The sequence below is a fragment of the Chryseobacterium sp. PTM-20240506 genome (assembly GCF_048296755.1).
Lineage (GTDB): Bacteria > Bacteroidota > Bacteroidia > Flavobacteriales > Weeksellaceae > Chryseobacterium > Chryseobacterium proteolyticum.
Map to the genome: position 1 here is coordinate 321,722 of NZ_CP182581.1, position 20,575 is coordinate 342,296.

Below are 20,575 nucleotides of genomic sequence, written 5' to 3' on the forward strand. Positions count from 1 at the left end.
ATAAAATGGGCTTTACAAAGATAAACACCAAAACTTCTATCATTACGGTCATCATGTTTTCCGGAATGGTAAATGTCAGTGCACAGGCTTATCAGAAAACAGATTCAGGATTGAAGTTTTCTGCTGATCATATGAATGTTGAAGTGAAATTTTATGGAGAAAATACGATCAGGGTTATTAAATATCCCGCCGGAAAATCATTTGTCAAAAATAGTTTGTCGGTCATTAAACAGGAGCAGAAAATCAAATTCTCAGTTTCAGAAAAAAATAATGTTATTTCATTAAAAACAAATGACCTCCTGCTTTCTATTAATACTAAAAATGGAGTGATCACTTATACATTACCATCCGGAAAGGAGCTTTTGAAAGAAACCGCAAATGACTTCAAGCCATTCAATGATGCCGGAACGCAGACTTATTCTATAAGACAGGATTTTCAGCTTGAAAAAGACGAACCTATTTACGGTCTGGGAATTCTGCAAAATGAAAAAATGTCCCAGCGGAATACCGATGTAAAAATGATTCAGAATAATACCTGGGATTTTGTGCCTTTTTTCCAGTCTGTAAAAGGATATGGTGTTTTTTGGGATAACTATTCACCAACACAATTTACGGATACGCCTCAGAAAACATCCTTTTCATCAGAAGTGGGAGATGGTATAGATTATTATTTTATCTATGGTAAAAATGCCGATGGAGTCGTTGCCGGAATGCGTGACCTTACAGGAAATGTACCCATGCTTCCTTTATGGACATATGGCTACTGGCAAAGCAAAGAACGTTACAAAAGCCAGGATGAACTGACAGATGTGGTTAAAAAATACCGCGATCTGAAAGTCCCTTTAGACGGAATCATACAGGATTGGCAATACTGGGGAAACAATTATCAGTGGAACGCCATGGACTTTATCAGTCCCGATTTTCCGGATGCTAAAAAAATGATACAGGATATCCATGATATGAATGCCCATCTTTCGGTTTCCATCTGGTCGTCATTCGGGCCAATGACCAGGCAATACCATGAAATGGATTCAAAGGGAATGCTTTTCAACATCAGTACATGGCCTGAATCAGGCCGTGATGTCTGGCCTCCGGATATGAATTATCCTTCCGGTGTCCGTGTTTATGATGCGTACAACCCTGAAGCCAGAAATATATACTGGAAATACCTTAACAAAGGTATTTTCAGCCTGGGAGTGGATTCCTGGTGGATGGACTCAACAGAACCTGATCATCTCAGCCAAAAAGCGGAAGACCTGGATACTAAAACCTACCTTGGCTCATTCAGAAAAGTAAGAAACGCATATCCGCTGATGACAGTAGGTGGTGTTTACGACCATCAGCGTGAAACCACCAGTGATAAAAGGGTTTTTATTTTAACAAGATCAGCGTTTGCAGGCCAGCAGAGATATGCGGCCAATACCTGGTCCGGCGATGTCAATTCTTCCTGGGAAACATTGCGCAAACAGGTACCGGCAGGATTGAATTTCAGCCTTACCGGAAACCCGAATTTCAATTCCGATATCGGAGGTTTCTTTGCTGGTGTGTATAAAAGAAATGGAGGTTCAAAAAATCCAATGTTCCAGGAACTGTATGTCCGGTGGCTACAGTATGGAACCTTTACACCAATGATGCGCTCGCATGGAACCGATGTTGCGAGGGAAATTTATCAGTTTGGAAATAAAGGAGACATTGTGTATGATGCGATAGAAAAATTCATCAGACTGCGTTACAGTATGTTACCGTATATCTATTCTGTTTCCCATGATGTTTCAAAAAACGGATCAAGCTTTATGAGAGCCCTTTCCATGGACTTTCCTTCAGACAGAAAAACGTGGGATATGAATAACGAATATCTTTTTGGAAAATCAATGTTGGTGGCACCGGTTCTCAATGCCCAATATACCCCTGAAAAAGCAGTTAAAACTGACGAAAATGAAGGTTGGAATAAAACCGACAGCAATAAGGATAATTCAGTTACCAACATAGATTTTAGCCAAAATAAAACCGTTAAAGTTTATCTACCGGAAGGAACAGATTGGTTTGACTTCTGGACCAATGAAAAATACAGTGGAGGGAAAGAAATTCAGAAATCTGTTAATCTTCAGACGATTCCTTTGTATGTAAAAGCAGGAAGTATCATTCCGTTGGGGCCAGATGTACAATATGCCACTGAGAAAAAATGGGATAATCTTACGGTAAAAATCTATCCGGGAGCAGATGCAGATTTTATCTTATATGAAGATGAATTCGATAATTATAATTATGAAAAAGGTGCCTATACAGAAATACCTTTTCACTGGAACGAAAAATCAAAAATACTCACGATAGGTGAGCGGAAAGGTAAATACAAAGGAATGATTGAGACAAGGAGTTTTAACCTGATTCTTCCTGATGGCCAGCAGAAATCGGTGAATTATGCTGGGAAAAAGATAAATGTAAGTTTGAAATAATATTAAAGTATTGATTATGAAGTTTTTAATTTTAATAATGATTTTAGGGTTTTTTCAGATTTCCTTCGCTCAAAATCCGATTATCCAAACCAAGTATACTGCCGACCCGGCACCAATGGTTTATAAGGATACGGTTTATCTTTATACGAGCCATGATGAGGACGATGCTTTCGGATTCAAAATGAAAGACTGGTTGCTCTACACTTCCACAGATATGGTCAATTGGACAGATCACGGTGTAGTGGCTTCGCTCAAAGATTTTAAATGGGTAAATACCGACAACGGTGCCTGGGCACCACAGGTTGTCGAAAGAAATGGTAAATTCTATATGTATTGTCCAATGCCGAACAATATGGGGATTGGTGTTTTAGTGGCGGACAGTCCGTATGGTCCTTTCACCGATCCTATTGGTAAGCCTTTGATCAAAAATTCTCTGGATGACATCGATCCCACAGTTTTAATTGACGACGACGGGCAGGCTTATCTGTACTGGGGAAATCCCAATCTTTGGTATGCTAAACTGAATGAAGATATGATATCTCTTGCCGGACCAATCACCAAAGACCCTTCGTTTGCGAAGGTGAAAGACCAGCCAGATCCTTTCAAGTATCAGGAAGGACCTTGGGTTTGGAAAAAAAATAACCATTATTATATGGCTTACGCATCAAAATGTTGCCCGGAAGGGATTGGTTATGCCATGGCAAAATCACCTACAGGACCTTGGAATTATGGAGGTGTGATCATGGATGGTGACCAGAGATCCAGCGGAAATCATCCCGGTATTATAGATTTCAAAGGCAGATCTTATGTTTTCGGATTCAACCATATGCTTAGGATGCAGACCATGAGCAAGCATTACGAACGCCGGTCTGTCAGTGTCACAGAAATTACCTACAATGCAGATGGAACTATTCAGAAGCTTCCTTTCTGGACTGCGGATGGCGCAAAAAGAGTGGGTACTCTGAATCCTTATAAAAAAGTTGAAGCAGAAACTATGGCTTACAGCGAAGGCCTGAAAACAGAAATGGTCACAGAATGGGAACGCAATCAACCCTATAACAGAGGTAAAAAAATCACAGACCGTATCATCGTTACCTCAATTAACAATGGTGATTATATTAAAATCCAGGGAGTAGATTTTTCCAAAGGCGTAAAATCTTTAGATGTGAATGTTGCTTCTCTCTATGGAGGAAAAATAGAAGTACGTTCAGATGCTCTTAATGGGCCTATGCTTGGCGTTGTTAACGTTACAGGAAAAGGTGAGGGCGACTTATATAAAACCATTAATACACCTCTGAAAAGTGTAAGAGGAATCCACGATTTATATTTTGTTTTTAAGGGAGAAAAAGACCTTTTCTATTTCGATTGGTGGAAATTTAATGAAAATTAAAGCTGAATTCAGGAATATCAATAGGAATGGGCTTTAGCCAAAACTTAAGTCATTTGTTATGAGTTATAATTAATATATCAGTTACAATTTAAAAAATGTTCAGATTTAAACTCTTTATTTTCAGTTTTTTAATTGCCGGATACTGTTTAAATGCGCAGTCAACCGTTTGGTTAGACCAGTTGGATTTGAGCGTTGTAACACAGGGACACGGAAAACCCGGCATCAATACTTCAGTGGACGGAAAACCTATAACCATTGCCGGCGAAGTTTTCAAAAGAGGTTTCGGAACTCACGCTGAAAGTTCTTTGTTGATTAATTTAAATGGCAAAGCAAAAATCTTTACCGCAATGGTGGGAATGGATGATGAAATCAAAGGTCAAAATCCCGCTGCCGAATTTGAAATTTATGGCGACAACAAAAAACTTTGGTCTAGCGGGGTCATGAAATTAGGCGATAAAGCAAAGCCTGTTTCCGTTTCGCTGGAAGGTGTAAAACAATTAGAATTAGTCGTAACAGACGGCGGAAACGGACCTTATTATGATCACGCCGATTGGGCAGATGCTAAGTTTGAAACAGCAGGCGGTGCAAAATTGATAACATTTAACCCAATTTCATCAGTACCTTATATTTTGACGCCAAAACCTGCGGCAACTCCAAAAATTAATTCAGTAGGCGTTTACGGAGTTCGTCCTGGCTCACCTTTTTTGTTCAGGGTTGCGGCAACGGGTGACAGACCAATGACTTTTACGGCGAAAAACCTTCCGAAAGGTTTAACAATAGATTCACACACCGGAATCATCACTGGAAAAATAGATTCTAAAGGAAGTTATGAAGTGATTTTGAATGCTAAAAATGCGAAAGGTTCAGTTTCAAAAAAATTAAAAATAGAATGTGGAGACAGGATCGCCCTTACACCTACAATGGGCTGGAATAGCTGGAACTGCTTCGGACATGAAGTTTCTGCCGATAAAGTGAAACGTGCAGCAGATGCCCTTATAAAGTCGGGGCTAATCAATCACGGATGGAATTATATCAATATAGATGATTCCTGGCAGTATAACAGAGATGGAAAAGACCCTTCATTCCAGGGAAAAATGCGTGATGAAAACGGTTATATCCTGACCAATTCCAAATTTCCTGATATGAAAGGCCTTGCAGACTACATGCATAACAATGGCTTGAAAATGGGAATTTATTCTTCCCCCGGTCCATGGACCTGTGGCGGATGTGCCGGAAGCTACGGTTACGAAAAACAGGATGCTGAAAGCTATACCAAATGGGGCGTTGATTACCTGAAATACGACTGGTGCAGTTATGGTGGAGTGATTGACGGGCTGCCGGATAATGATCCAAATAAAATTCCTTCTCTTGCTTTTCAGGGAGGCGGAGATTTGGATAAAGGCGTGAAACCATTCAGACTGATGGGAAGCCTTTTGAAGCAGCAGCCGAGAGACATTGTGTATAACCTCTGCCAATACGGAATGGGTGATGTGTGGAAGTGGGGTGATGAGGTCAATGCACAATCCTGGCGTACCACCAACGATATTACAGACACCTGGTCAAGCGTAAAGAATATTGCCCTTGCTCAGGACAAGGCAGCTCCTTTTGCGAAACCCGGAAACCGGAACGATCCGGATATGCTGGTTGTTGGCGTTGTCGGTTGGGGAAATCCACATCAGAGCCGGTTGAAGCCTGATGAACAGTATCTTCATATGAGTCTGTGGAGTATTTTTTCAGCCCCGTTGCTGATTGGCTGTGACCTTGAGAAACTGGATGATTTCACTTTAAACCTTCTGACGAATGATGAGGTTATTGCCGTCAATCAGGATACTTTGGGAAAACAGGGTGTTGGTTTGCAGACCATTGGTGAGCTCAGAATTTATGTCAAAGATTTGGAGGACGGAAGCAAAGCTGTGGCTTTTGCCAATTTCGGAAGAGAAAAAGTGACGCTACCCTATAAAGATTTCAAAAAATTAGGGATTTCAGGTGTTCAGACGGTTCGTGACCTTTGGAGACAGAAGGATATTGCAGAAATCAATACGGACAAAAAAGGTCTTTCATTGGACATTCCGGCACATGGTGTTGCCTATTATAAATTCATTTCACTCAAATAAATAAGATTAAGATATGAATCAACGAAACTTAAAATATATCACACTTTCTTTTCTGTTGGCAGGGATTGGTATTTCTGCGCAGAATCCGGTTATTCAGACCCATTTTACACCAGATCCTGCTCCCATGGTCTATAAGGGGAAAATGTATATTTATACAGGGGATGATCAGCCGGGATTTGATTTTTATACGATGACCAAATGGCGGGTGTATTCCACGGAAGATATGGTCAATTATACAGACCATGGTTCGCCTATTTCTTTAGAGTCTTTCAGCTGGGCACGGGACAGAGCCTGGGCAGCACAGTGTATTGAAAGAAACGGTAAATTCTACTGGTATATCTGTGTACAGACCGTTGACAACAATATGGCTATTGGGGTTGCGGTGTCTGACAGTCCTACCGGGCCTTTCAGAGATGCTTTGGGAAAACCTCTGATTTCAACCGGAACCTGGGATAATATTGACCCGACAGTTTTTATAGATGATGACGGACAGGCTTATCTGTATTGGGGAAACAGTAAATTATTTTATGTGAAGCTCAATAAAGATATGACTTCCTATCAGGGGAAAATCACAGAAATTCCACAATCGGTGGAAGCTTTCGGCGGGCTGAGACGTCCCGGGAAAAGTGATGAGGTTCTGCAAAAGCAGGAAAAATTTGATGATGTATATGTAGAAGGACCATGGCTTTACAAGCGAAACAATCAATATTATATGATGTATGCCGGAATGACCGGAAGAACAGAATGTTTATCTTATTCAACCAGCCCATCGCCAACCGGGCCGTGGAAATATCAGGGGAAAATAATGACCGACCAGCCTACTAACAGCTTTACCAACCATGGCGGAATTATCGATTTCAAAGGAAAGTCCTACCTGTTTTACCATACCGGACTATTGCCGGCCGGAGGAAGCTACGGACGCTCAACTGCTGTAGAAGAATTCAGATATAATGCTGACGGGACTATTCCGAAGATCACCATGACCAAAGAAGGTGTAGCTCCGGCTGGAACCTTAAATCCATATCAGAGAACCGAAGCCGAAACTATGGCATGGTCGGAAAAATGCAGCACTTCCGAAAACAGAAAAACCGGAGTGTATGTCTCCGATGCCAGAGCAGGAGGGTATATCAGGGTCCGTTCGGTAGATTTTGAAAAGGGAACTTCAGGATTTTCAGCTTCCGTTGCCGCAGGAATTGATGGCGGAATTCTGGAAGTTCATCTGGATGATGTTAAAGGGCCAAAAATAGCCGAGATTGAAATTCCGAGAACCGGTGGCTGGGAAGAGTTCAAAACCCTGACCTCAAAAATTTCAGAATCTGTTTCCGGTGTTCATGATGTATACTTTGTGTTCCAGGGGAAAAATATTACGGCAGGAAGAAAGTTATTTAATTTCGATTACTGGAGCTTTCAGAAAAAATAAGATAAAAATTTCCCTCCTTTGGAGGGGTGTCAAAAAATCGAAGATTTTTTGACGGGGTGGTTAAAATGGCTATAACAATATGAGAAACCAAATTTCGAAAACCTTAATAATTCAACCATTTAGCTCCTACAGGTGATAGCGGCCTTAGTGCTCAAATAAAAGTTAAATATGAAAAAAACAATAAAGGCAATACTTAATCTCTGTTTAACAGGATATTCGGGAATATTACTTTCTCAGAACCCTATTATTCAGACCAATTATACTGCAGACCCGGCACCAATGGTGTACAATGACAGGCTGTATGTGTACACGACACATGATGAGGATGATTCCACCTGGTTTACCATGAACGACTGGAAAGTGTATTCCACCAATGATATGATCAACTGGACAGATCACGGAACAATTCTCTCGTATAAAGATTTCGACTGGGCAAAACGTGATGCCTGGGCCGCACAATGTGTAGAAAGAAACGGAAAGTTTTTTTTATACGTTCCGATGTGGTCTAAAACCAATAACAAAGGCGCTATAGGGGTTGCCGTTGGCGACAGTCCGTTTGGACCTTTTCATGATCCGCTGGGAAAACCTCTTGTTCAGAGCGAATGGGGAGATATTGATCCCACCGTTTTTGTGGATGATGACGGACAGGCTCATATGTATTGGGGAAATCCTAAATTAAAATACGTAAAGCTGAATGAAGATATGATCTCCTATTCCGGAAATATTACAGAAGTTCCGATGACCGAAGAATCATTTGGAATAAGGGACGGAAAGCCTAATCCGGAAAGACCCACAAAATACGAGGAAGGCCCGTGGCTGTACAAAAGGAAAAACCTGTATTATCTTTTCTGGCCGGGAGGTCCGCTTCCTGAATTCATAGGATATTCTACAGGTAAAACAGCACAGGGACCATGGAAATATGGAGGAATTGTAATGCCTACTGAAGGGAAATCATTCACCAATCATCCCGGTGTTATTGATTTCCGGGGGAAAACGTATTTCTTTTATCACAATGGGGCATTGCCAGGCGGAAGCGGTTTTACAAGATCGGTAAGTCTGGAAGAGCTTACATTCAATAAAGACGGTTCCATCTCACCATTTAAAATGACCAACGGAATTACAAAAGCTATCGCGACAGTTAATCCTTATTCATTCAATCAGGCAGAAATGATTGCCTGGTCGGAAAATGTAAAATCCTATCAGAATAAAGAGGCTGGTGTTTTCATCAAAGCAAAGAAAAATGGGGCTTATAGCAGTGTAAAGAATGTAGATTTCCGGAAAAAAGGAGCTGCTGCCTTCTCTGCAAGAGTAGGAACTACCCATAACAGTGACGTCACAATGACCGTTCATCTGGATGCTGTGAACGGCCCGGTTGCTGCAACGGTAAAGGTTCCGCTGACGGGTGGAGATGACCGCTGGGAAACCGTAAAAGTTCAGATGGCTGAAAAGATTACCGGCATTCATGATCTGTACTTTGTATTCAATGGAAAAGCCTCAACAGATATTATGTATTTCGATTACTGGACCTTTCTTGAAAATAATGAGTTATGAGAAAAAAAGTTTTATATATAGTAATCAGCCTGTTTCTGATCAGCAAAGGTTTTGCACAGGTAGCAGAGATTTCAAGTCCTGATGGACACCTGAAGCTTCAGGTTTTTTCGGAAGAGGGAAAAGCATCGTATAATGTTATCCTTCAGGGAAAAACAATGCTTGAAAAATCCCCGCTGGGCCTGGTAACCAATGAGTCCGATTTTTCAAAGGATCTGAAATTTATGGACAGCAAAAAGGATATTGTTTCTAAGAAATATACAAACGAAAAAATCAAAAAATCTGAGGTTCATTATAATACGAATACTTTAACCGTTAATTTCATCAATGCAGATCAGCATGAAATAGGCATTGAATTTCAGGTGAGCAACAACAATATTGCTTTCCGCTACAATATTCCACCGATGAAAGAGCGGCTGAGTGTTGTGATAAAGTCAGAATCCACAGGGTACAGATTTCCGTCACAGACGACTACTTTTCTTTCACCTATGATGAAGCCGATGACAGGATTTGCCCGCACAGCGCCAAGTTATGAAAGTGGTTATAAAGCTGATGCTGAGCTGGGAATACCATCCGATTACGGATACGTTTTCCCTGGTCTTTTCCATATCGGAAATGAAGGATGGGTATTACTTTCCGAGACTGGAGTGAACAGTACATATTGTGCTTCACACCTTGAAACCACAGCAGAAAAAAGCCTTTACAAAGTCGCTTATCCGAACATTTCTGAAAATAACGGCTTCGGAAGTACCGGAGCAGCTGTTTCTCTTCCCGGAAAAACACCATGGAGAACAATTACAGTGGGGAATTCTTTGAAACCTGTTGTGGAGACCACGATTCCTTTTGATGTGGTAGATCCGATGTATGAGCCGTCACAGGAATATCAGTTCGGAAAATCTATCTGGAGCTGGATTCTTTGGCAGGATAACAGTATGAACTATGATGATCAGGTGAAATTCATAGACCTTGCTGCTGCACTGAAATATCAGTTTATTCTTATGGATGCGCTTTGGGATAAAAACATAGGTAAAGACCGCATGAAAGAGCTTATTCAATATGCAAAATCTAAAAATGTCGGGGTATTACTCTGGTATAATTCCAACGGTGCTGCGAATGATGCACCAATGGGACCTAGAAACAAAATGAATTCATCCGTTGAACGGAAAAAAGAAATGAAATGGCTGAAAGAAGCGGGCGTAAAAGGACTGAAAGTCGATTTCTTCGGAGGAGATAAACAGGAAACCATGCGTCTTTACGAAGATATTCTGTCAGATGCCAATGATTACGGATTAACCATTATTTTCCATGGAGCCACTGTCCCGAGAGGTTGGGAAGTGATGTATCCGAATTATGCAGGAAGCGAAGCTGTTCTTGCTTCAGAAATGCTTTATTTCTCAGAAGATGTACGGAAACAGGAAGCTTTTTTTGCCACACTTCATCCTTTCATCAGAAATACAGTGGGCAGTATGGAATTTGGCGGGACTTTCCTCAATAAATATTTAACGAAATCCAACAGGGATAAAAATAAAAGACATACTACGGACGGCTTTCAGCTGGCTACGGCAGTCCTGTTTCAGAATCCCGTTCAGATGTTTGGCATCATGCCGAATAATCTGACCGATGCTCCGGAATTTCAGCTCAGCTTTATGAAAGAAGTTCCAACACTTTGGGATGAAACAGTTTTCATAGACGGCTATCCCGGGAAATATGCCGTGGTTGCGAGAAGACATGCAGATCAATGGTATGTGGCTGGTGTAAACGCTGAAAAACAATCCCGGAAACTGAAAATAAAGCTTCCGATGTTTGCAGGGAAAACAGTTAGATTCATTAATGATGATGCGCAGGGAAATTCGTCAGAAAAAGAACTAAAAGTAAATGCAAAAGGCGACTTTATGATTGAAATTCAGCCGAACGGAGGATTTGTAGTAAGAAATTAAAGATTGATAAACAAAAAACAGGGAAAAATGCACTTCAAAAACCTATACATCTTCATCATTTCGGGATTTTTGATTTCCTGCTCTTCCTCTCGAAGTTTGGAAAAAAAGTCTTCCAAAGACCAGTGGCTCACTACCTGGGCAACGGCTCCCCAATTGGTGGAACTCAAAAATCTGCCGCCGGAACCGGGGCTTTCGGGGAATACCCTGCGTCAGATTGTGCGTGTATCTGTGGGTGGGAAAAAATTGCGGTTACGTTTTTCCAATAGGTATTCTACAGACAGCCTTGCAGTAAAAACAGTTTCTATTGCCGTGCCATCCGATAGCAGCAATGTGGATGCAGCCACTATCAGGACATTAACGTTTGAGAATAAAAACAGTTTTAAAATTGCTCCCGGATCTGATATTTATTCCGATGAAGTGAACTTTAATCTCAAACCTAATTCGCTGCTGGCCATTACCATTTCCTATGGAAAAGTAACCCAATCTGTCACCGGACATCCGGGTTCAAGAACAACCTCTTTTATTGTTAAAGGTGAGCAGACCAATGCTGCGGTATTTAAAAATCCTGTAAAAACAGATCATTGGTATTCGCTTTTTAACATCGATGTAAAGACCGGTGAATCTTCGTATGCGGTGGCTATTATGGGGAATTCCATTACCGATGGAAGAGGATCGGGAACCAACAGACAGAATCGCTGGCCGGATATTTTTTCTCAGCGGTTACTGGCAAATCCTTCGACCAGGAATGTAAGTGTCCTTAATTTCGGGATTGGTGGGAATTGTGTAGTGCGTGGCGGTTTGGGTCCTACAGCAATAGACCGTTTCGATTATAACATTCTCAATCAGCAGGGCGTAAAATGGCTGATCATTCTGGAAGGAGTGAATGATCTGGGAGGAACAAGAGATCCTGATGAGGCTTACAAAATAACAGAAGAACTCATTGCCGCTTATCAGGTGATGATCGATAAGGCACATGCTAACGGAATCAAAGTGTACGGAGCAACGATTCTTCCTTTCGGAAAGTCATTCTACGACAAACCTTTTCGTATTGAGTCATGGAAAAAAGTGAACGACTGGATAAGAAACAGCGGGAAGTTTGATGCCGTCATCGATTTTGCCAAACACATGCAAAGTGAAAATCCGGAAGTCATCTTAAACGATATGCACGATCATGATTTTCTTCATCCCAATGAATCCGGCTACAGGAGAATGGGAGAATTTGTGGATATGAACTTATTTAAAAATTAAATCAAAAAGATATAGTATGAATTTTACAAAAAACATTTCGCTGTTTCTTATGTTGTTGTTTATATTTTTTGTAAAAGCAACCGAACCATTTATTTCTTTTGCTAAGACAGAAAATTCGGTGGTGTTGAAAGAGCGTAATTCAGGTTTGATGCTTTTTTCAGACAGTGATTCGGACAAAGGAATTCTGCGTGCTGTTGCGAACCTTCAATCCGATTTTCAAAAAGTAACCGGTGTTCAGCCTCATCTGGTTTCCCAAAACTCTGGTGTGAACGGAATGATCATCATTATTGGTGAAGCAGGTAAAAGCAAGACCATTGATAATTTAATTCGGCAAAAAAAGCTGGATGGAAAAGCATTAACAGGGAAAAGGGAAAAATATATCATTCAGAATGTCAGCAATCCTTTTCCGGGCGTTTCCGAAGCCATTGTGATTGCAGGTAGTGATAAAAGGGGAACAATTTATGGAATTTATGAAATGTCTAAGCAGATAGGTGTTTCACCATGGTATTATTGGGCAGATGTTCCGGTTGAGAAAAAAGAAAATGTATACTTTAAAAAAGGATTATATACTGATGGTGAGCCTGCTGTAGAGTATCGCGGTATTTTCCTTAACGATGAAGAACCTTCACTTGGAGGCTGGGCAAGAGCAACTTTTGGCGGAGTTAATTCTAAATTTTACGAAAAAGTTTTTGAACTGATTCTGCGTCTTAAAGGAAACTATATCTGGCCGGCAATGTGGGGGAAAGCATTCTATGACGACGATCATCTGAGCGGGCCGTTAGCAAATGAAATGGGTATTGTGATGGGAACTTCTCACCATGAGCCTATGGCTTTGGCACAAACCGACTGGCACAGGTATATCAAAAAAAATAACCTCCCGAATATCTGGGATTATGCTAAAAATGCAGAAGTTTTAAAGAAGTTCTGGAAATCCGGACTCGAAAGAAGCAAGAGCTGGGAAAAGCTTGTTACAGTAGGAATGCGTGGTGATGGTGATGAAGCGATGGGAGAGGGAACTAATATTTCCCTGCTCGAGAAAATTGTAAAAGATCAGCGTAAAATCATTGCTGATGTTACAGGTAAAAAAGCAGAGAAAACACCTCAGGTCTGGGCATTGTATAAAGAAGTTCAGGACTATTATGATAAAGGAATGCGGGTTCCGGATGATGTGATCCTGCTTTTCTGTGATGATAACTGGGGAAATGTAAGAAAGCTCCCTGATCTTTCAAAACCTTTGCATAAAGGAGGCTATGGAATCTATTACCATTTTGATTATGTAGGCGGCCCAAGAAACTCCAAATGGATTAACATCAGTCCCATCCAGAGAGTCTGGGAACAGATGAATCTTTCTTATGAACATAAAGTAGATAAGCTTTGGGTAGTGAATGTGGGAGATTTAAAACCTATGGAGTTTCCGATCAGTTTTTTCCTGGAAATGGCCTGGAATCCGAAGCAGTTTAATGCTAAAAATCTTTTGGAATATACTGAGAAGTGGGCTGCTCAGCAGTTTGGTGAAAAACATGCCGGGGAAATTGCCGGGATGATTAACATGTATTCCAAATACAACAGAAGAGTAACCCCTGAAACCCTTGACAGCAAAACATACAGCCTAGAGAATTACCATGAATTTGAAACGGTCTTAAATGATTACAGAGCATTGGCCGTAGACGCCTTACGGTTAAAAGAGCAGATTCCTGCAGAATATCAGGATGCGTATTATCAGTTGGTTTTGTACCCGATTGATGCATGCAGTAATTTATACGAAATGTACTATGCGGTGGCAAAAAACAGGGAACTGGCAGCGAAAAAAGATCCGGGAGCCAATTTCTACGCAGATAAAGTGAAGGCATGTTTTGAAAGAAACGCTTATCTGGATAATCAATACAATAATGTGATTGCCGAAGGAAAATGGAAGCATATGATGGATCAGATGAGGATAGGATATAAAAGCTGGGCAGACGGAAAAGAAAATATAATGCCTGAAGTGACCTATATTTCTGAAGCCGAGGTTCCCAAAGAAAAAATATTTCAGGAGAAAAACGGCTATGTTTCCATTGAGGCAGAAAATTTTGCAAGAATGAGCAATTCTGACCGAATCCATTGGGAAGTGATTCCTGATTTTGGAAAAACAAAGTCGGGAGTGACAACGTTTCCACAGAATGCCTATCCAAAAGCCGATGAAAATATCTGGCTGGAATATGATATCAATTTTGAATCAAAAGGGAAGTTTGAAGTCCAGTTACTATTAGCACCGACTTTAAATTTTAATCATAATAAAGGATTGCGTTACGAAATTTCTTTTGACAACGAAACTCCGCAAATTGTCAACTTCAATGGCCATTACAAAGGAGAATTGGGAAAATGGCAGTCAGAACATATCATTAAATCTGCTACAAATCATTCTGTTCAGCAGGAAGGAAAGCACATGTTACGTTTCAGAGTGCTGGAACCCGGCATTGTCCTTGAAAAGATACTGATCAACACCGGAGGATTAAAACCCTCTTACCTGGGCGCTCCCGAAAGCGAAATGCTTCACTGAGTGACCCAATATTCATCACAAACAACACTTTAATTATGAAACATTAATCTTAGTTCACATTCCAATCTGAAATACAGTTCCCTCACAGAGAATGAAGAGAAAGAACAGCAGATGATTTTGTAAGCAACTTTATTTAACAGATCGCTGCCTGATATCATTCAGGGTATTTTCCTGACGGCTTTTGAAAATCAACCGTCTTGATGGGGAATCTATTGCCCTTACTTTAATTGTTAAAATCAAAATCACGAAAACCATTATGAAAAAAATTTTAAGTCTTGTAACCATTCATTCTATAGCTCTGTTTTGCAGCCTGATGCTGCATGGACAGCTTACTACGGTAAAAATTGATAAGAACATATCTTATCAGAAAATAAAAGGGTTCGGGGGATTTGTCTGCAGTCCCCAGTTTGCCTATAACCATATGTCTACCTCAGAAATTCAGACGCTTTGGGGCGCTTCCAGTGAAGGTGGATATAATATTATGAGATTGTATATTCCCGAAAACAGCAGTAATTGGAGCTCAGTACTGGCTACAGCACAGTTCGCCAAATCTATGGGACTTACCATTTTTGCTTCGCCTTGGACCATGCCCGCAGCCTGGAAAACCAATAACCATGTGAATGCAGTGTATACTGATGCGAACGGAGTACAGCAGGTAGGATATTTAAAGCCGGAAAATTATCAAGATTATGCGCTTTATCTTAACAGCTTTGTTACCTATCTCCAGAACAACGGAGTAGAGCTCGATTATATCTCCATTCAAAATGAACCGGATGAAATGGCACAGTATCAGGGATGTATCTGGACTCCTGCGCAAATTACCAATTTCATCAAGAATTACGGACAGCTTATCAATTGTAAAGTGATTGCCCCGGAAAGTGTGGGATTTACGGATAATTTTGCCAGTGCTTTGCTGGATCCTGCGGCAATGGCCAATTTTGAAGTGTATGGAGGGCATCAATACGGGCTTATGCAGTCTACCTACAAACAATTCCAGAATTATAATAAAGAAATCTGGCAGACAGAATATCTGATCAACTGGAACTCTTCATCCACCCAGCCGGCCCGTGACTTCAGCTGGAATACAGATGCATTTACCTTTGCCAGCAGTGTCAACAATGCATTATTGGGTAATGTCAATGCCTGGATTCATTATTCTGCCAAACGTTATTATGGCTTAATGGGTGACGGAACTTACGGAACTCCCGCAGGTGTAATGACCAAAAGAGGTTACATCCTTTCTCATTATGCCAAATACACAACAGGAAAGACGAGAATAGAAGCTAAATGGGATGACAAAACAGGTGTTTTACAGGGTTCTACCTATATTTCGCAGGATGGAAATCAGGTTGTTCTTATGGTTATTAATCCTTCTCAGAACTCCTATAGTTTAAAAGTTGATCTGCCTTTTTACACGACTTCAGGAACAAAAGTACTGACCAATACGCAATCCAATATGGTGAGCACACCTATTTCTTTGAGTACGGCAACATTCCGGCCTACTGCTGATATCAGCCCTTCCAGTATCATGACTTTCGTTTTTAATAAAAGCGGTGACAGGCCTGCTTCTCTCATGACAGGCGGTGATATTCATTATAATAAAATTGAAACACAAACTCCTACCAGTGCAGCTTTTGGGACAGGATTCAATATCAGCAATACAACGGTGACGTTCTCCAATCCAAGTCCTCTTATCAGCAATAACATGACCGCAGCTAATGGTTATCTTCAGCTTAACGATAGGTACAATAAACTGATCCTGCATGTAAACAGCTATACAACGGCGGGACAAAGTTACTCAGACAATACGACTTTATACTATATCAACAGCCAGGGCGTAACGAAATCATATAATTACGGCAAGATTAATTTTCCGCAGGGAGGAAACTTCGATATCACCTTAGATATTTCAAGGCAGGTGCTTACAGACGGATGCAAAGGAATTTTAGGACTGAGAAATTCCAATTACAGCTCTGTGCTTACGATTAATCTGGGAGATGTTTATTTCAATGTAGGTAATGAAATTGCTTCAAAATTCGGAGGTACCTATTCCGCAAGTGACAGCTATCTGATGGATGCGCTGGAAAATGGCTACTACACTTCTGTAGACTTCAGAAATGCAGCAGGAGTTACTTCCTCCAATAACTGGCAGCCTATGAGTGCTAACTCTAACAGCATTTATTATGTAAATTCAAACGTAAGTTCATCTGCCAATAATGTGATCTCCGGTACTACATGTTCAAATCTTATCCTTTCCGGTCAGGGTATGGATTTTCAGGTGCCGTTTAACTTCACAGCCAATGCTGCCTCTTACAGCCGTACATTTAATGGTTACGATGTGCTGATCCTGCCATTCCAGGCTAATATACCTTCCGGAGTTACTGCTTATCTGATGTCTCCGAATGCCAATAATATCAGCTGTACCGCAATTTCAAACGGAATCATTCCTGCAAACACTCCGGTAATCGTCAATGCGACAGGGAATATTACTTTCAGCGGTACAGGAAATGTTTCCACACCCAAAGCAATCACGGTCAATCAGATGAACGGAGTTTACCAGGGCATCAAAGTTCCGGCGAATGCTTATGTGCTGAAAACAGAAAACGGAGTAACAGGTTTCTATAAAGTAACTGCCGGAAATGAGCCTTTAATTGGTACTTTCAAAGCATATCTTACAGAAGAAAATACTTATTCTGCCAACGTTCTTCCTTTAAACTTCGGATCGTTAAGCACCAGAGATATTTCTGCTGAAATTAAAAAAGAGTTTGTAAAAATATATCCTAATCCGGTAAAAGCAGAGCTTTTCATTGATTCTGATCTGTCAGAAGCTGCTGCCACCATTTTTGACGGAAGAGGAAGCATCATCAGATCCGGAATGAAAATAAATTCAGGGAAAAACCAAATTAATGTGGGAGATTTCCCGGCCGGTATTTACTTTATTGAGGTTACTCAAAAAAATAATACAATCGTAAAACAAAAATTCATCAAAGAGTAAACTGAATCCGAAGCCATCATGAGCACTGCTTGTGGTGGCTTTATTTCCACAATTTAGTAGATGAAAACCAAAAGTAAGTAGGATTTATTCTTAATTTAAGTGTATTATTTACATTTATTTAAAATAGAACGTTATATTTGTTTTTCATTGCATTGTTGCTGAATAATACTGGCAATTTGTGTAAAATAAGAATGAAAACATAATTATCCGTAAAAATCTGTGAAATCAGTGGTTTAAAAATGATTAATCACAAAATCCACAGCCTTTTTCGGACTTTATTGAAACCATACTACCTATGAAAAGAATTGTATTAATACTATGTGCAACACTGGCAGCATCTTTATTTTTTGCTCAGAATCATTATAAATACCCATTCAGAAACCCGGATCTTCCGGTTAATGAAAGAATAGAGAACCTTCTTACTTTGCTGACTACAGAAGAAAAGATAGGAATGATGATGGATAATTCCCAGGCAGTTCCGCGTTTGGAAATTCCAGCCTATGGATGGTGGAATGAAGCACTTCATGGGGTGGCAAGAGCAGGAACAGCTACTGTTTTTCCTCAGGCAATCGGGATGGCGGCCACATGGGATGTTCCGGAGCATTTTAAAACCTTTGAAATGATTTCTGATGAAGCAAGGGCAAAATACAACAGATCTTTTGATGAGGCTCTAAAAACAGGACGGTATGAAGGACTGACCTTCTGGACACCCAATATCAATATTTTTCGTGACCCAAGATGGGGAAGAGGCCAGGAAACCTATGGTGAAGACCCTTATCTGACCTCTGTTCTGGGTGTTGCTGCAGTAAAAGGTCTGCAGGGAAACGACCCGAAATTTTTTAAAACCCACGCCTGCGCCAAACATTTTGCGGTACACAGCGGACCGGAATGGAACCGCCACTCTTATAACGCAGAAATCTCAAAAAAAGATCTGTATGAGACGTATCTTCCCGCTTTCAAAGCATTGGTTCAGGAAGGAAATGTAAGAGAAGTGATGTGCGCTTACAATGCTTTTGACGGACAGCCATGTTGTGCAAACAATACTTTACTTACTGAAATTCTCCGTGGAAAATGGAAGTATGACGGAATGGTGGTCTCAGACTGCTGGGCACTGGCCGATTTCTTTCAGAAAAAATACCACGGCACCCATCCTGACGAAAAAACAACGGCAGCAGATGCCCTGAAACATTCTACGGATCTGGAATGCGGAGATACTTATAACAATCTGAATAAATCTCTTGCCAGCGGACTGATTACCGAAAAGGATATTGATGAGTCGATGCGCAGAATCCTGAAAGGATGGTTTGAGCTGGGAATGCTTGATCCGAAATCTTCCGTTCACTGGAATACCATTCCGTATTCTGTAGTCGATTCTGAAGAACATAAAAAGCAGGCACTGAAAATGGCACAAAAATCAATTGTGCTGATGAAAAACGAAAAGAATGTTCTGCCTCTCAGCAGAAGTATTAAAAAAATTGCCGTTGTAGGACCAAACGCCAACGACGGATTGATGCAGTTAGGAAACTATAACGGAACTCCTTCTTCAATTGTCACGATTTTAGACGGAATCAAAACCAAATTTCCAAACGCTGAAATTATCTACGAAAAAGGAAGCGAAGTAACAGATCCTTCGTCCAGAACCTCACTCTATCAGAATTTTATCAGTCAGAAAAACGGCTCGAAAGGAATGAAAGTAACGTTTTTTAATAACAATGAATTCAAAGGCCAGCCGGCAAATACTTCCGTAAATTCCACTGCAATCAGCTACAACAGTTTTGGAGGAACCCAGCTTGCACCCAATGTAGGAAGAGAAAATACCTCAGCCATCATTTCAGGGATTTTTAAAAGTACCTATACAGGAGAGGTTGTGTTTTCTGCTTCCACTTCCGATGTCTATACCCTTTTCGTGGACGGAAAAGAAATTGCCACAAGAAAAGGACCTGATGCAAGACATCCTTCAGAGTTTCCTGTAAAAATGGAAAAAGGAAAAGAATACAAGATAGAACTGCGTCATACACAAAAAGGAAAATATGTGAGTATCACTTTTGAAGTGTACAGAAAAGACCTTGTTAATTTTGTTTCGGTGAGGGAAAAGGTGAAAAATGCAGACGTTATTGTCTTTGCAGGCGGACTTTCTCCAAGTCTGGAAGGTGAAGAGATGATGGTAAATGCAGAAGGCTTCAGAGGAGGTGACAAAACTTCGATTGCCCTTCCTAAAGTGCAACGGGAACTGTTAGCGGAGCTTAGAAAAACCGGAAAATCTGTTGTTTTTGTTCTTTGTACCGGAAGTGCTCTGGGATTGGAACAGGATGAGAAAAATTATGATGCCCTGTTGAATGCCTGGTATGGCGGACAATCAGGAGGAACGGCCGTAGCAGATGTTTTGGCAGGGGATTATAACCCTTCAGGAAAATTACCCATTACCTTTTACAAAAACCTTGAGCAGCTGGATAACGCTCTTTCAAAGACAAGCAAACACGAAGGATTTGAGAATTATGATATGCAGGGAAGAACCTACCGTTATATGACGGAAAAACCTCTTTATCCGTTCGGGCATGGCCTGAGCTATTCAAAATTTGTTTATGGAGATTCAAAACTCAGCAAAAATACTATCAATACCAACGAAAATGTGACGATCACAATTCCGGTAACCAATGTTTCAGAAAGGGATGGCGAAGAAGTCGCTCAGGTCTATATCAAAAGAAATAATGATACCCAGGCACCGGTAAAAACGTTAAGGGCTTTTGAGAGGACTTTAATCAGATCTAAAGAAACAAAAAATATTCAGCTGACCCTCTCCAAAGATTCATTTGCCTTCTATGATGAAAAAGCAGATGATCTGGTTTCAAAACCTGGCGACTATACCATTTTTTATGGCGGAACTTCTGATGAAGCCGTGTTGAAAAGTATTCCATTAACAGTAAAATAAAA

At 40.7% G+C, this 20,575-nt stretch carries 10 protein-coding genes; all 10 read left to right on the forward strand.

The features are described 5' to 3' along the window. Positions 1 to 5 precede the first annotated feature (5 nt). The 10 genes from ACNFU2_RS01430 to ACNFU2_RS01475 all read left to right on the forward strand — a co-directional run bounded on the left by ACNFU2_RS01430 (position 6) and on the right by ACNFU2_RS01475 (position 20,573). Positions 6 to 2,453 carry a TIM-barrel domain-containing protein gene (locus ACNFU2_RS01430; protein WP_273647696.1) on the forward strand — a complete coding sequence of 816 codons (2,448 nt, stop codon included), beginning with the start codon at positions 6 to 8 and terminating at the stop codon, positions 2,451 to 2,453. A 16-nt stretch (positions 2,454 to 2,469) separates the two neighbouring features. Then, positions 2,470 to 3,843, forward strand: a complete 1,374-nt coding sequence (locus ACNFU2_RS01435; RefSeq protein ID WP_273647697.1) for a glycoside hydrolase family 43 protein — start codon at positions 2,470 to 2,472, stop codon at positions 3,841 to 3,843. A gap of 95 nt (positions 3,844 to 3,938) precedes the next feature. Further along, positions 3,939 to 5,957 carry an NPCBM/NEW2 domain-containing protein gene (locus ACNFU2_RS01440; protein WP_418123393.1) on the forward strand — a complete coding sequence of 673 codons (2,019 nt, stop codon included), beginning with the start codon at positions 3,939 to 3,941 and terminating at the stop codon, positions 5,955 to 5,957. A 13-nt stretch (positions 5,958 to 5,970) separates the two neighbouring features. Next, on the forward strand, positions 5,971 to 7,377 hold the full coding sequence (locus tag ACNFU2_RS01445; protein WP_273647700.1) for a glycoside hydrolase family 43 protein: 1,407 nt from the start codon (positions 5,971 to 5,973) through the stop codon (positions 7,375 to 7,377). A gap of 168 nt (positions 7,378 to 7,545) precedes the next feature. Beyond that, a complete protein-coding gene (locus ACNFU2_RS01450; protein ID WP_418123395.1) occupies positions 7,546 to 8,928 on the forward strand; it encodes a glycoside hydrolase family 43 protein in 1,383 nt (460 codons plus the stop codon). After that, a complete protein-coding gene (locus ACNFU2_RS01455; RefSeq protein ID WP_418123397.1) occupies positions 8,925 to 10,862 on the forward strand; it encodes a glycoside hydrolase family 97 catalytic domain-containing protein in 1,938 nt (645 codons plus the stop codon). Before ACNFU2_RS01450 ends, ACNFU2_RS01455 begins: the two co-directional genes overlap by 4 nt. A gap of 27 nt (positions 10,863 to 10,889) precedes the next feature. After that, a complete protein-coding gene (locus ACNFU2_RS01460; protein ID WP_273647703.1) occupies positions 10,890 to 12,110 on the forward strand; it encodes an SGNH/GDSL hydrolase family protein in 1,221 nt (406 codons plus the stop codon). 16 nt (positions 12,111 to 12,126) lie between these two features. Next, a complete protein-coding gene (locus tag ACNFU2_RS01465) occupies positions 12,127 to 14,649 on the forward strand; it encodes a glycosyl hydrolase 115 family protein (protein ID WP_273647704.1) in 2,523 nt (840 codons plus the stop codon). A 256-nt stretch (positions 14,650 to 14,905) separates the two neighbouring features. Beyond that, positions 14,906 to 17,644 carry a T9SS type A sorting domain-containing protein gene (locus ACNFU2_RS01470; RefSeq protein WP_273647705.1) on the forward strand — a complete coding sequence of 913 codons (2,739 nt, stop codon included), beginning with the start codon at positions 14,906 to 14,908 and terminating at the stop codon, positions 17,642 to 17,644. 295 nt (positions 17,645 to 17,939) lie between these two features. Further along, positions 17,940 to 20,573, forward strand: a complete 2,634-nt coding sequence (locus ACNFU2_RS01475; RefSeq protein ID WP_273647706.1) for a beta-glucosidase — start codon at positions 17,940 to 17,942, stop codon at positions 20,571 to 20,573. Positions 20,574 to 20,575: the final 2 nt, after the last annotated feature.

Bases quoted from the DNA above. Each gene is read 5' to 3' on its own strand.
- ACNFU2_RS01430 (WP_273647696.1), top strand. From the start codon at position 6: ATGGGCTTTACAAAGATAAACACCAAAACTTCTATCATTACGGTCATC.
- ACNFU2_RS01435 (WP_273647697.1), top strand. From the start codon at position 2,470: ATGAAGTTTTTAATTTTAATAATGATTTTAGGGTTTTTTCAGATTTCC.
- ACNFU2_RS01440 (WP_418123393.1), top strand. From the start codon at position 3,939: ATGTTCAGATTTAAACTCTTTATTTTCAGTTTTTTAATTGCCGGATAC.
- ACNFU2_RS01445 (WP_273647700.1), top strand. From the start codon at position 5,971: ATGAATCAACGAAACTTAAAATATATCACACTTTCTTTTCTGTTGGCA.
- ACNFU2_RS01450 (WP_418123395.1), top strand. From the start codon at position 7,546: ATGAAAAAAACAATAAAGGCAATACTTAATCTCTGTTTAACAGGATAT.
- ACNFU2_RS01455 (WP_418123397.1), top strand. From the start codon at position 8,925: ATGAGAAAAAAAGTTTTATATATAGTAATCAGCCTGTTTCTGATCAGC.
- ACNFU2_RS01460 (WP_273647703.1), top strand. From the start codon at position 10,890: ATGCACTTCAAAAACCTATACATCTTCATCATTTCGGGATTTTTGATT.
- ACNFU2_RS01465 (WP_273647704.1), top strand. From the start codon at position 12,127: ATGAATTTTACAAAAAACATTTCGCTGTTTCTTATGTTGTTGTTTATA.
- ACNFU2_RS01470 (WP_273647705.1), top strand. From the start codon at position 14,906: ATGAAAAAAATTTTAAGTCTTGTAACCATTCATTCTATAGCTCTGTTT.
- ACNFU2_RS01475 (WP_273647706.1), top strand. From the start codon at position 17,940: ATGAAAAGAATTGTATTAATACTATGTGCAACACTGGCAGCATCTTTA.